The organism is Burkholderia sp. BCC0405, from assembly GCF_902833075.1.
In the GTDB taxonomy this organism is placed as follows: domain Bacteria; phylum Pseudomonadota; class Gammaproteobacteria; order Burkholderiales; family Burkholderiaceae; genus Burkholderia.
The window spans coordinates 77,980-90,071 of record NZ_CADFEO010000019.1; the positions used below are offsets into that span (position 1 = coordinate 77,980).

Here is a 12,092-nt window from a genome sequence, read left to right on the forward strand (position 1 = left end):
GTGCGGTGCGGCACCGACCGGGCGCCGCGGCCGCCGCCTCCCGGAGAACGTCATGCCCATTCCGTTACTGGCGCTCGCGATCAGCGCCTTCGCCATCGGCACCACCGAGTTCATCATCATGGGCCTGCTGCCCGAAGTCGCGCACGATCTCGCCGTGTCGCTGCCGTCGGCCGGCCTGCTCGTCACGGGCTACGCGCTCGGCGTCGCGGCCGGCGCGCCCCTGCTCGCGGTGCTGACGAGCCGCATGCCGCGCAAGGCCGCGCTGCAGCTGCTGATGGCGATCTTCATCGTCGGCAACGTGCTGTGCGCGACCGCGTCCGGCTACGCGATGCTGATGGTCGCGCGGGTCGTCACGTCGTTCGCGCACGGCTCGTTTTTCGGGATCGGCGCGGTGGTCGCCGCGTCGCTGGTGCCGGCCGACAAGCGCGCGAGCGCGATCGCGCTGATGTTCACGGGGCTCACGCTGGCGAACGTGCTCGGCGTGCCGTTCGGCACCTTCGTCGGCCAGCTGCTCGGCTGGCGCGCGTCGTTCTGGATCGTCGCCGCGCTCGGCGTGCTGGCGCTCGGCGGCGTCGCCGCGCTCGTGCCGAACCGCCGCGACAGCGGGCCGGTCGGCCTCGGCCACGAAGTGCGCGTGCTGAAGGAGCCGCAGGTGTGGCTCGCGCTGCTGATGACCGTGCTCGGCTTCGGCGGCGTGTTCGTCGTGTTCACGTACATCGCGCCGATTCTCCAGTCCGTGTCGGGCTATTCGCCGCGCGCGGTTGCACTGATCCTCGTGCTGTTCGGCGTGGGCCTGACGATCGGCAACACGCTTGGCGGCAAGCTTGCCGACCGCGCGCTGATGCCGTCGTTGATCGCGATCCTCGTCGCGTTGATGGCCGTGATGGTCGTGTTCGCCAAGACGAGCCACCATCCGGTCGCGGCGGCCGCCACCGTGTTCGTCTGGGGGATCGCCGCGTTCGCGACGGTGCCGCCGCTGCAGGCGCACGTGGTCGAGAAGGCCGCGAGCGCGCCGCATCTCGCATCGACGCTGAACATCGGCGCGTTCAACGTCGGCAACGCTCTCGGCGCGTGGCTCGGCGGCCTCGCGCTCGATCGCGGCTTCGCGCTCGATGCGCTGCCGTGGGTCGCCGTCGCGGTGACGTTCGCGGCGCTCGTCGTCACGTGGTGCGCGATGCGGCTCGACGCGCGCGGGCCGGCACGCGGCGCGGCGCCGGCGGCGCAATGAGCGACGCGATAGCGGCGGGAAAAGGTTCGCGAGGAACGCATTCCTCCGCGATGCTGATAACGGTGTGAAGATAACTTCGTTTGCCGGCGCAAGGCCGGGTGATAGCGTCTCGATACGCGCCGTTGCTGGCGCACCCCGATTCCGATCCCGGCTTACCCCATACGCAGGGCTGCACAAGCGGCCCGGAGGCAATGCTATGTCTTCATCCCTGGCGCTCGTGCGCGACGTGTCTTCCTTCGAGTCCGGCAATGCCGCCGATGCGCGGGCGTCCGCGTCGCTCGACGTTCTCGAGCAGGTCGTCGGCGTGAACCTCGCACGGTTGCGCGCCGAGCGGCAGTTGTCGCTCGATGCGCTCGCGCGGCTGTCCGGCGTGTCGCGCGCGATGCTCGCGCAGATCGAGTCGGCGCGCAGCGTGCCGTCGATCAAGGTGCTGTGCAAGATCGCCGCGGCGCTGAAGGTGTCGGTCGCCGCATTCCTGCGCCGCCATGCGGTGAACGGCTTCGAGCACCTGGCGGCCGAGCGCGCGTCGCGTGTCGTCAGTTCGAATGGCCGCTTCTCGGCGCGCGCGCTGTATCCGGAAGGCGAGCCGGCCGCGGCCGAGTTCCACGAGCTGCGGATCGCGCCGCTGCATACGGAGCCCGGCGCCCGCCGCGCGCCCGGCACGACGGTCAACCTCGTGGTCAGCGAGGGCACGCTCGAAGTCAGTGTGCATGAGCGCCGCCAGTTGCTCGCGACCGGCGACGCGATCGTGTTCGATGCCGACCAGCCGTACAGCCTGCGCAATCCGGGCGACAGCGAGGCGCGTGCGTTTCGCGTGACGGTGAGCCCCGAGGTGCCGCCGCGCTGGCTCGTGCCCGATGCGGCGCACGCCGCACATGCAGCGCACGCGGCCGGCTGAGCGCGCAGGCAGCACGAAAGCGGGCCGCGTTCCCGTCGTTCGGGCGAGATCGCGGTGCGCTTGTCGGCGGTTTGGACGATGCCGTTAGACGGGGTCGTCGGTAAGGTTTTAGGCGGTGTTCGCTGCGCCGCGCGCGCAGCTGTTGTATGCTTGGCCCGCCGCTGATGGGGTTGGCCCATCCGGCAATCAGTGCGTCTTCAGGGCGGGGCGAAATTCCCCACCGGCGGTAGGCTGGCGTAAGCCGGCGAGCCCGCGAGCGCCCGCGCATCCGCGCGGGGTCAGCAGATCTGGTCGAATGCCAGAGCCGACGGTCATAGTCCGGATGAGAGAAGATGTGCAGATAGTCATGTCCGCCAGGGCCGCTTCGCCACGTGTGCGAAGCGGGTTGTCGTTCTGTCTGTTTGCAATGCCCTGAAACGTTTTTCGCCCAAATCGTATTAGCGAGGAGCGTTTCACATGTCCTTGATGTCCATTTCGTCGGCACCCGCCGACGCCTTTGCCGATCTCCCGTTGCTGGATTCCGAACCGGTGCCGCCGCGCATCGCCGCCGCGCTCGATGCGATGCGCGCAGGCCGTGCGGTCGTGTTGCAGGACGACCACGACCGCGAGAACGAAGCCGACCTGATCGTTGCCGCCGAGCGCATCACGCCCGAGACGATGGCGCTGCTGATCCGCGAATGCAGCGGCATCGTGTGCCTGTGCCTGACCGACGACACGGTGCGTGCGCTCGAGCTGCCGCCAATGGTGCAGACCAACGAGAGCCGCAACGGCACCGCGTTCACCGTCTCGATCGAGGCACGCGAAGGCGTGCATACGGGCGTATCGGCGGCCGATCGCGTCACGACGATCCGCGCGGCGATCGCGGAAGGGGCGAAGCCGCACGACATCGTGCGCCCCGGCCACGTGTTTCCGTTGCGTGCGCAACCGGGCGGCGTGCTGGCGCGCCGCGGTCACACCGAAGGCACGGTCGACCTGTCGATCCTCGCGGGCCTGAAGCCGGCCGGCGTGCTGTGCGAGCTGATGAATCCGGACGGCACGATGACGCGTGGCGACGATGTCGAGCGTTTCGCGCAACGGCACGGGCTGCCGATGCTGACGATCGCGGAGCTCGTCGAGTTCCGCGAGGCGCTGGCCGCCGCGCGCGAGCGCTGCTGCGAACCGGCTTGAGGGAAGGCGGGCGCGTTCGCGCGCCCGCAGCACGGCGTGCGTGAACCGGCGCACGCCGGACTGGCCCGATCAGCCTGATCGGGCCGGCGCGACCATCAGGACTGCACGTCGCCGAATTCGCCGCGGATGCCGGCTTCGACGAACGCCGGCAGTTCGTCCATCTTGCGCATGATCCGCGTGATGCCCATCGCGCGCAGCGCGTCCGCGTAGTTGTCGGGGATGTGGCTCGCGCCGACGAATGCGATCGTCTTCATGCCCGCCGCACGCGCGGCATTCAACCCCGACACGCTGTCCTCGACGACGATGCAGCGCTCCGGCGCGACGCCGAGCGTGTGCGCCGCATGCAGGTAGACGTCGGGGTAGGGCTTCGGCCGCGCCACCTGCTCGGAGCTGAACACGCGATCGCCGAAGATCTCGGTGAGCGATGCGCGCTTCAGCGAGCTGCGCACGCGCACGAGCCGGCTGTTCGACACGACGGCCGCCGGCAGGCTCACCTTCAGCAGCGCGTCGCGCACGCCCGAGATCGGCGCGAGCGACTGGGCCAGCGCGCTCTCGATGCTGTGTTCGATGGTCTCGATGAAGTCGGCGGGCATCTCGACCCCGAAGCGGGATTCGATTCCCGCCAGGAAGCGCGACGTCTGCTGGCCGAACGCCGACTTGGCGGCGGCTTCGAAATCGAGATTCGGGAACGTGGCGGACAGCGTGTCGAGCAGTACGCGGTCGGCGATGACTTCGCTGTCGACGAGCACGCCGTCGCAGTCGCAGATGAGGTGATCGAGCATGGTGGTGAAAAAGCGGGATGTCGGCGACGCAGATCAATGCGCCATCATACGTGCTTTCACGCGCATGCCGCGCGCCGCTTCGGCAAATTTTCCCGATGCGGCCGCGCGCTCGCCGCGCATCGTCCAGGCGGGTTGCCGATCGTCCGGCGGCGGCCCGCCTGCGCGGTTCGCCGCCACTTGCGACCGGTGACGTTACAGCGCGATTACGCGCCCCGTTTTCCACGAGGTCATCGCGGCCTCGGCCAGTTCGAGCGCGGCGAGCCCGTCGTCGATCGTCGTCCTGACCGGCATGCCGTCGCGCAGCGCGTCGACGAAGTGCGCGATCTCTGCCGCGTACGCATGCCGGTAGCGCTCGAGGAAGAACGGCTCCGGCACGTCCGTCGCAATGCCTCCCGCGAGCCACGCGCTCACCTCGGTCGGCCGCACGTTGCCGGCCTGCAGCATCCCGTTGCTGCCGAGCAGCTCGAAACGCTGGTCGTAGCCGTACGCGGCGCGCCGGGACGTGTTGATCTGGCACAGCAGCCCGCGCCGCGTGCGGATCGTCACGGCGGTCGAATCGATGTCGCCTGCGTCGTGCACGGCCGGATCGGTCAGGCAACTGCCGGTCGCGTGCAGCGTCTGCGCTTCGTCGCCGAGGATCCAGCGGAACACGTCGAAGTCGTGGATCAGCATGTCCTTGAAGATGCCGCCCGAGCTGCGGATGTAATCGACGGGCGGCGCGCCCGGGTCGCGGCTCGTGACGACCAGCATTTCCGGCGCGCCGATCTCGCCGCGCTCGACGCGCGCCTTCAGCGCGGCGAACGTCGGGTCGAAGCGGCGCTGGAAGCCGATCATGCAGGTCACGCCGCTGCGCCGGACGACGTCCGCGCAGGCACGCGAGCGCTCGACGCTCAGGTCGACGGGCTTCTCGCAGAACACGGCCTTGCCTGCGTTCGCGGCCGCGACGATCAGGTCCGCGTGCGTGTCGGTGCTCGATGCGATCACGACCGCCCGGACGGCCGGATCGCCGAGCGCGCGCTCGACGTCGGCCACTTGCGCGCCATGCGCGCGGGCCAGCGCGTCGGCCGACGGCGCATGCCGGTCGACGACGTACTTCAGCTTCGCGCCCGGATGGCGCGCGAGATTCGCCGCGTGGATCTTGCCGATCCGTCCCGCGCCGAACAACGCGAATTCGATCATTCCGTTCTCCTGTTGATGATGTGATTTTGCGCCGGCACGCGGCTCGAGTCGGCCGCGTACGTTGGCGGCGGTCATTGATCCGACAGTTCGCCGCGCACGTAGTCGATGCTGGCCCGCAACCGCTCCTCGATGTCGTCGGCTTCGGCGATTTCGTTTGCGAACGGCTCGAACGAGCATGCGCCGCGGTAGCCGCGCGCGAGCAGTTCGCGCAGTTGCCGGAGATTGCCGAGCCGGTCGGCGCGGCCGACCAGCACGCGATGGCCGTCGCGCATCCGGTCGGCCGGCAGGTCGTCTTCCTCGACGCCCGAGATGTGCACGAGGCCCGTCAGGTTCGGGAAGAAGATGTCCTCGCCGGCCAGGTGATGGTGGAACGTGTCGTGCACGAGCCGGAACACCTCCTCGCCCGCCGCGTCGTAGATGCCTTTCACCGCATCCGACTTGCGACGCAGCGCACATTCCTCGAAACCGAGCGGCTCGATGAAGCCGAGCAGGCCGCGCGCGTCGAGGATCGGCTTGAGCGCCTTCAGCGCCTTCACGAGATCCGCGTGGCGCACGTCTGCGCTGCGCGTGTCGCCACGGCTGTTGGTCGGGCACAGCACCAGCGCATGCGCGCCGCATTGCGCCGCGTAGTCGGCCAGCACGGCCGCCTCGTCCGCGCGCTCGGCGTTCCATTGCTCGAAGCGCTGCAGCGCGTTGATCGTCAGGATCGTCACGCCGCCGGCTTCGGCGGTCGCGCGAACGGTGGCGGGTGGCGTGCCGTCGGCGATTTCGACGCCGTCGAGATCGTTGCGGATTTCGATCGCGGCGACGCCGAGGCGCTGGCACAGCGCGACGTAACGGTCGAACGGCAAGCGCGGTGCGCTCATCCGGTTCAGCGAAAAATGGAAGGCTTGCGTCATCGTTCTGTCCTTGGGTCTCGAGTGGGGGCCGGGTTCGAATCAGGTGCCGGTGCGCGCGATGTCGGCGGCGCGGCGAGTGCATGCCACGTGTCGCGCAGCCAGTGCGCGCACGCGACGTTGTTGTCGAAGATCGAATAGCGTGCGCCGCCGCCGTAGTCGGGAAACGGGATGAACTCGCAGCTGATCTGTTCGACCTGCGCCGGCCGTACGTGGGCCTGCGCGTGCAGCAACTGCCGAAGCGCGGCCTTCCACGTATCGAGCGCTGCCGCGCGCCATGCACCGTGATAGGCGCCCGGCGCCGGGGCGACGAACGGATACTGGATGCCGCGCCCGGGCCTGCCGTCGGCGCGGCGCATCCACGGATTGTGCGGATTGTTCGGCATCACGCTGCGCGCATGCGCATGCCGGACCCAGCCGCGCGCGATCCAGTCGGCGTAGAGGGCGTCCGGCGACGCAGGGTCGAGCAACCGGCGGCCGCCGTCGGCCGCGTCGCGCATGCCCGATGCGGCGAGTTCGGCGCGATTGCCGATCTTGAACAGCAGGTGAGAATGATCGAGCGTGATCCGGAACGGCACGCCGGCCTGTTCGACATGCCGCGCGACGCGTGCGACACGCGTGAAATCCTCGCTCCACATGTCGACGTGCACTTCGAGACTCGGCAGGCAGCCGGCCGGCTCGCCGCGCTCGTAAGTGCGAAGGTAGAAATCGGCGACCTCGCGGTCGGACAGCGGATGGCCGTCCGCGTGATGCGCGTGCAACTGACAGTTGAGCACCGTGCTGCCGAAATGCGCGCCCGCGTCGACGATCTCGGCCACGTGTGCTTCGTCACGGCCCGCGCACCAGACGCCGCCGATCACGCGAATCGGCAGCGCATGGCGTTCGACCAGCGCGAAATAGGGCGACAGGTCTTCGCCGCGCGCCGGGTTCTTTTCGACGTAGTCGAACACACCGGCGCCGGCGACCATGCGGAAGCGTTCGGCGGGCGGGGCCGGCGGCAGGCCGTCGTGTTCGAGCACGCCGTCGAGGTTCACGCCGATGAGGATCGGTTCGGCCATCGTCTCCTGTCCGCCGTTGTCATGGGATTGGCTGCCCAATGTACGGATGCGCGACGCGGGCTGCATGACAAACGTTGACGAAAAATCGCCAATGCGGCGGTCGATTTTTTCGCAACGCGCATGCGGTGCGACAGACGGTGTGCCGGGCGTCGGAATTCAGGCCGGCAGGTAGGCGCTCGTCCTCACGTTTGCCGGACAGAACACGCGGAATTCGACCGGATCGGCCGGCGGCGGCTGTTCGACGATCCCGCACGCATGCAGCACGTGTTGCAGTGCGGAAATCACCTGGCCGTCCGGATCCTGGTCGATCGCGAGATCCATTGCGCCGGCCTCGATGAAGGTGCGGTGCAGGTCGATCATCTCGTGGCCGATCCACACGACGCGGCCGGCCGCGCCGGCCTTGCGCAGCGCCGCTTCGATGCCGGCGGAGCCGGCACCGCTGTTGTAGATCGCGACCACGTCGTCGTGCGCTTGCAGCGCCTTCGTCACGGCGCGGTAGCAGCGGTCGTCCTGGTCGAGCGTCTCGATCGGCTCGTCGTCGCAGCGGACGGCGGCGAACGCTTCGGCGAGCTGGTCGCGGCAGCCGGCCATCCGGTCCGCGTGCGCGCGGTAGCCCATGCGCCCGCCGAGCAGCAGCACGCGGCCGTGGCGGGCCGCCAGGCGGCCGATGTAGTAGCCGGCCGTGCGCCCGGCCCGGTAGTTGTCGATGCCTGCGAAGTGCACGCGGTCGATGCCGCCGATGTCGGTGACCATCGTGACGACGGTTTCGCCGCGCGCGATCGCGCCGGCCAGCGCGTCGCGCACGCGGGCGGTGTCGCGCGCCGTGACGATCAGCGCCGCGCGCCGGTAGGCGGGCCGCTCGATCAGCGTGGCGGCGCGCTCGTCGTCGGCGGCGGGCAGGATCGTCCGGTGCACGACCACGCGCCGGTCGAGCATCTGCAGCGAGCGCTGCAGCGCCAGCTGCAGCCGGCGGAAGAACGCCGCGTCGGTGTCCGGCAGCAGTACGTCGACGTGGATCAGCCCGTGCCGCGTGTCGGGTAGCTGGCGCGGCACGCCGAGCTGCCGCGCGGCCGCCACCACGCGTTCGCGGGCCTGCGCCGAGACGCTGCCGCGCTCGTTCAGCACGCGGTCGACGGTGGTCGTGCTGACGCCGGCGAGCGTCGCGATCTCGTCGAAGCGCGCGGTGCGCTTGCGCCAGCGCGGCCCGGATTCGCCTGCCATGGTTGTCTCCATCGTGGTGTCGCCATCGAGACGTGGCGATGCGAGGAACGCTAAAGCGATGGCGAAATTTCGTCAACGTTTCGATTGAGCGGGGGAGGCCGCGGGCCTAATTTTGATTCCATGCCGAAGCGCTTGCCGCGCTTCCCACGGACAGGGAATCCAGGAGACGCACGTGGTTCATATCGACGATCAGGCGCACGACCGCACGGCGGCGCGGCGCGAGGCATACCGGATGATCGGCGGCGCCGGCGAGCGTGCGCAGGCGGCCGGGCTCGTTAACGCCGAGTGGTACCGGTGCCCGGTACCGCGGCCGCTGATGAAGCAGCTGATGCAGCGCGGCGATGCGCGCGCGATCCGCGATACGCTGCTCTGGTACGCGGCGATTGCGACCAGCGGCGTGCTCGCGTGGCTGGCATGGCGCGCACATTCCGCATGGGCGATCCCCGCGTTCTTCGTGTACGGCACGCTCTACTGCAGCCCGGCCGACTCGCGCTGGCACGAATGCGGGCACGGCACCGCGTTCCGCACGCGCTGGATGAACGACGTGCTGTACCAGGTCGCGTCGTTCCAGGTGTTCCGCCGCGCGACGGCGTGGCGCTGGAGCCATGCACGCCATCACACCGATACGCTGGTCGTCGGGCGCGATCCGGAAATCGCCGCGCCGAAGCCGACCGACTGGCTCTCGCTCGCGCTGAATATCGTCGCGCTGAAGCATGTGGCCGGCGAGCTGCGCAAGATGATCGCGATTGCCTTTACCGGCCGGCTCGACGACGAGGAGCGCACCTACGTGCCCGAATCGGAGCGGCCGAAGGTGGTGCGCGAGTCCCGCATCCATCTCGCGGTCTATGCGATGGCGGTCGGTGCGTCGTGGTACTGGCACACGATCCTGCCGCTGCTCTACATCGGGCTGCCGAGCCTCTACGGCGCGTGGCTGTACCTGTATTTCGGCCTCACGCAGCACGCGGGCATGCCCGAGAACGTGCTCGATCACCGGCGCAACTGCCGGACCGTGATGATGAATCCGGTGTTCCGCTTTCTGTACTGGAACATGAACTACCACGTCGAGCACCACATGTTCCCGATGGTGCCGTTCCACGCGCTGCCGAAGCTGCACGACGCGGTGAAGGCCGACATGCCGCCGCCGTACCGCAGCACGCTGGCCGCGTATGCGGAGATCGTGCCGGCGCTGGTCAGGCAGACGCGTGACCCGTCCCATTACGTCGTGCGGCCCGTGCCTGACGCCGCGCGCGCCTGACCGACATCGAACCTGCCAACCGAGGAGACACGCAACATGACGCAATGGATCGACACCGGCGCGCTCGACGAGATCGACGATGAAGACGTCGCGCGCTTCGACCATGCCGGCCACACGTACGCGATCTACCGCATCGCCGGCGAAGTCTATGCGAGCGACGGCCTGTGCACGCACGAGCACGTGCATCTCGCGGACGGGCTCGTGATCGACCACGTGATCGAATGTCCGAAGCACAACGGGCGCTTCGACGTCCGCGATGGTCGGCCGCTGTCCGCTCCCGCATGCGAGAAGCTGCGCACGTACCGCGCGAAGATCGAAGACGGCCGCATCCTGATCGAGGTGTGACGCGATGACGAACGACCGGGTGATGGCGATCGTCGGTGCGGGCCACGCGGGCGGCCGCGCGGCGCAGGTGCTGCGTGAATCCGGCTGGCGCGGGCGGATCGTGCTGATCGGCGCGGAGGCGCACCTGCCGTACGAGCGGCCGCCGTTGTCGAAGGGGGTGCTGACCGGCGAGCGCAGCGCGGCGCAGTGCCGGTTGCGCGATCCGGACGCATGGGCGGCCGATCGCATCGAGCCGGTCGTCGCGACGGTCGAGCGAATCGATCCGTGCGCGCGTGAGCTGCGCGTGTCGGGCGCTCGCGTGTTCGGCTACGACGCGCTGCTGCTCGCGACCGGCGGCCGCGCGCGTCGCCTCGCGATTCCGGGCGCGGCGCTCGACGGCGTGTTCGCGTTGCGCACGCTCGACGACGCGGCGGCGCTCGGCGCGCGGCTCGTGCCCGATGCGCGGGTCGTGCTGATCGGCGGCGGCTTCATCGGTCTCGAGGTCGCGGCGTCGGCGCGACTGCGCGGCTGCCGCGTGACGGTGCTCGATGCGGCGCCGCGCCTGCTCGGGCGCGCGGTGCCGGAGTCGATCGCGGCGCGCGTGCACGCGCTCCACGAACGGCAGGGCGTAGCCATTCGCGTGAGCCGGAAGCCGGTTACGATCGAGCGGACGGCGAGCGGGGCGCTGGCCGTCATGCTCGACGACGGCGACACGCTGATCGCCGACACGCTCGTCGCCGGCATCGGTATCGAGCCGGCCGACGAACTGGCGCGCGACGCGGGCCTCGCAGTCGAGGGGGGCATCGTCGTGAACGAGCGGCTCGAGACTTCGGCGCGCGGCATCTACGCGGCCGGCGACGTCGCGGTGTTTCCGAGTGCGTTGTCGGGGCGGCTGGTCCGGCAGGAGACGTGGCACGGCGCCGAGACCCAGGCGCGCGTCGCCGCGCGCAACATGCTCGGCGCCGCCGAGCCGTATCGCGAGACGCCGTGGTTCTGGTCGGATCAATACGACGCGCAATTGCAGGTGGCCGGGGATCCGGCACTCGGCGAGCGGTCGGTCGCGCGCGTGCTCGGCGACGACGCGGAAATCCATTTCCATTTCGACGCCGGCGCGCGGCTCGTCGCCGCGAGCGGTTTCGGCCGCGCGTCGGAGTTCGTCAAGGACATGCGCGTGGCGAGAGCGCTGGTCGAGCGCGGGATCGACGTGAGCCCGGCGGCCGTGGCGGATAGGGGGGTGAAGCTGAAGTCGCTGATATCGGCCGAGGGCGGCCGGTAGCGGAAACGAGGCGGCGAAGCGCGAGAGAACGGGAGGGAAACGCGCGGCGGCGAATGCCGCGCGTTTTGGTCAAGCCACGATCAGATCGTCGTGTGCAGGTGCAGGTACAGGCCGGCCGCCGCGGCGCCGCCGAGCAGCGGGCCGACGACGGGCACCCATGCATAGCGCCAGTCGCTGTCGCGCTTGCCGGGGATCGGCAGCAGCGCGTGCATGATGCGCGGCGACAGGTCGCGTGCGGGGCTCATCGCATAGCCGGTCGGGCCGCCGAGCGAGATGCCGATGCCGAGCACGAGCAGGCCGACGGGCAGTGCGTCGAGCGCGCCGAGGCCGACTTGCGGCGACGCGAGGTACAGCACGCCGAGGATCAGCACGAACGTGCAGATCGCTTCGGTCAGCACGTTGTGCGTGACGCTGCGGATCGCGGGCGCCGTGCAGAACACCGCGAGCTTCAGGTCCGCATCGGCTTCCTTCGCGAAGTGCTGGCGATAGGCGAGCCACACGAGCAGCGCGCCCGCCATCCCGCCGAGCATCTGCGCGAGGATGTAGCCACCGACTTTCGACCACGCGAACTTGCCCGCGAGCGCGAGACTGATGGTGACGATCGGGTTCAGGTGCGCGCCGCTGAACGACGCGGTCACGTAGACGGCGACGAATACGGCCATCGCCCAGCCCATCACGATCACGATCAGGTCCGCGCCTTTGCCCTTGGTCTTGGCAAGCAGCACGTTTGCGACCGCGCCGTTGCCGAGCAGCACGAGGATCGCTGTGCCGATGAACTCTGCAATATAAGGTGACATGGTTGTCTCTC

General features: G+C 69.5%; 12 protein-coding genes and 1 riboswitch. Of the genes, 6 read left to right on the forward strand and 6 right to left on the reverse strand.

Going from position 1 to position 12,092, the window contains the following annotated elements:
- Nucleotides 1–52: 52 nt before the first annotated feature.
- The 3 genes from HWX36_RS27200 (at nt 53) to ribB (ending at nt 3,293) form a co-directional block, all read left to right on the forward strand.
- Nucleotides 53–1,228, forward strand: coding sequence for an MFS transporter (locus tag HWX36_RS27200; protein ID WP_175956377.1), 1,176 nt, complete (start codon nt 53–55; stop codon nt 1,226–1,228).
- A 196-nt stretch (nt 1,229–1,424) separates the two neighbouring features.
- On the forward strand, nt 1,425–2,126 hold the full coding sequence (locus HWX36_RS27205) for an XRE family transcriptional regulator (protein WP_011353124.1): 702 nt from the start codon (nt 1,425–1,427) through the stop codon (nt 2,124–2,126).
- Between the two features lie 189 nt (nt 2,127–2,315).
- A riboswitch (FMN riboswitch) is annotated at nt 2,316–2,464 on the forward strand.
- Between the two features lie 118 nt (nt 2,465–2,582).
- Nucleotides 2,583–3,293, forward strand: a complete 711-nt coding sequence (ribB, locus tag HWX36_RS27210; protein ID WP_175956379.1) for a 3,4-dihydroxy-2-butanone-4-phosphate synthase — start codon at nt 2,583–2,585, stop codon at nt 3,291–3,293.
- 95 nt (nt 3,294–3,388) lie between these two features.
- On the opposite strand, the gene HWX36_RS27215 is transcribed toward ribB, so the two are convergent.
- From HWX36_RS27215 to HWX36_RS27235, 5 genes are all read right to left on the reverse strand, one after another.
- Nucleotides 3,389–4,075, reverse strand: coding sequence for an HAD-IA family hydrolase (locus HWX36_RS27215; RefSeq protein WP_175956381.1), 687 nt, complete (start codon nt 4,073–4,075; stop codon nt 3,389–3,391).
- A 192-nt stretch (nt 4,076–4,267) separates the two neighbouring features.
- A complete protein-coding gene (gene iolG, locus HWX36_RS27220) occupies nt 4,268–5,254 on the reverse strand; it encodes an inositol 2-dehydrogenase (RefSeq protein ID WP_175956383.1) in 987 nt (328 codons plus the stop codon).
- Between the two features lie 71 nt (nt 5,255–5,325).
- The gene (locus HWX36_RS27225) at nt 5,326–6,153 is read right to left on the reverse strand and encodes a TIM barrel protein (protein ID WP_175956385.1); all 828 of its coding nucleotides are present in this window, start codon (nt 6,151–6,153) and stop codon (nt 5,326–5,328) included.
- Entirely contained in the window at nt 6,150–7,208 is a 1,059-nt protein-coding gene (locus HWX36_RS27230) for a xylose isomerase (RefSeq protein ID WP_175956387.1), read from the reverse strand. The genes HWX36_RS27225 and HWX36_RS27230 overlap by 4 nt, the downstream gene beginning before the upstream one ends.
- Nucleotides 7,209–7,364: 156 nt before the next feature.
- Complete coding sequence (locus HWX36_RS27235) at nt 7,365–8,429, reverse strand: LacI family DNA-binding transcriptional regulator (RefSeq protein WP_175956389.1); 1,065 nt, start codon at nt 8,427–8,429, stop codon at nt 7,365–7,367.
- A 172-nt stretch (nt 8,430–8,601) separates the two neighbouring features.
- On the opposite strand from HWX36_RS27235, the gene HWX36_RS27240 reads away from it, so the two are divergent.
- From HWX36_RS27240 to HWX36_RS27250, 3 genes are read left to right on the forward strand one after another with little or no spacing between them, the layout of a single operon-like run.
- Nucleotides 8,602–9,684 (forward strand): fatty acid desaturase family protein, encoded by a 1,083-nt coding sequence (locus tag HWX36_RS27240; protein WP_175956391.1) that lies wholly within the window; start codon nt 8,602–8,604, stop codon nt 9,682–9,684.
- Between the two features lie 36 nt (nt 9,685–9,720).
- Complete coding sequence (locus tag HWX36_RS27245) at nt 9,721–10,029, forward strand: non-heme iron oxygenase ferredoxin subunit (RefSeq protein WP_175956393.1); 309 nt, start codon at nt 9,721–9,723, stop codon at nt 10,027–10,029.
- A gap of 4 nt (nt 10,030–10,033) precedes the next feature.
- Complete coding sequence (locus tag HWX36_RS27250) at nt 10,034–11,284, forward strand: FAD-dependent oxidoreductase (protein WP_175956395.1); 1,251 nt, start codon at nt 10,034–10,036, stop codon at nt 11,282–11,284.
- Between the two features lie 80 nt (nt 11,285–11,364).
- On the opposite strand, the gene HWX36_RS27255 is transcribed toward HWX36_RS27250, so the two are convergent.
- On the reverse strand, nt 11,365–12,081 hold the full coding sequence (locus HWX36_RS27255; protein WP_059233266.1) for an MIP/aquaporin family protein: 717 nt from the start codon (nt 12,079–12,081) through the stop codon (nt 11,365–11,367).
- Nucleotides 12,082–12,092 lie beyond the last annotated feature (11 nt).

Coding starts and splice junctions, on each gene's coding strand:
- HWX36_RS27225 (WP_175956385.1), bottom strand. CDS start 6,153: ATGACGCAAGCCTTCCATTTTTCGCTGAACCGGATGAGCGCACCGCGC.
- HWX36_RS27200 (WP_175956377.1), top strand. CDS start 53: ATGCCCATTCCGTTACTGGCGCTCGCGATCAGCGCCTTCGCCATCGGC.
- HWX36_RS27255 (WP_059233266.1), bottom strand. CDS start 12,081: ATGTCACCTTATATTGCAGAGTTCATCGGCACAGCGATCCTCGTGCTG.
- HWX36_RS27230 (WP_175956387.1), bottom strand. CDS start 7,208: ATGGCCGAACCGATCCTCATCGGCGTGAACCTCGACGGCGTGCTCGAA.
- HWX36_RS27235 (WP_175956389.1), bottom strand. CDS start 8,429: ATGGCAGGCGAATCCGGGCCGCGCTGGCGCAAGCGCACCGCGCGCTTC.
- HWX36_RS27250 (WP_175956395.1), top strand. CDS start 10,034: ATGACGAACGACCGGGTGATGGCGATCGTCGGTGCGGGCCACGCGGGC.
- iolG (WP_175956383.1), bottom strand. CDS start 5,254: ATGATCGAATTCGCGTTGTTCGGCGCGGGACGGATCGGCAAGATCCAC.
- HWX36_RS27215 (WP_175956381.1), bottom strand. CDS start 4,075: ATGCTCGATCACCTCATCTGCGACTGCGACGGCGTGCTCGTCGACAGC.
- ribB (WP_175956379.1), top strand. CDS start 2,583: ATGTCCTTGATGTCCATTTCGTCGGCACCCGCCGACGCCTTTGCCGAT.
- HWX36_RS27205 (WP_011353124.1), top strand. CDS start 1,425: ATGTCTTCATCCCTGGCGCTCGTGCGCGACGTGTCTTCCTTCGAGTCC.
- HWX36_RS27245 (WP_175956393.1), top strand. CDS start 9,721: ATGACGCAATGGATCGACACCGGCGCGCTCGACGAGATCGACGATGAA.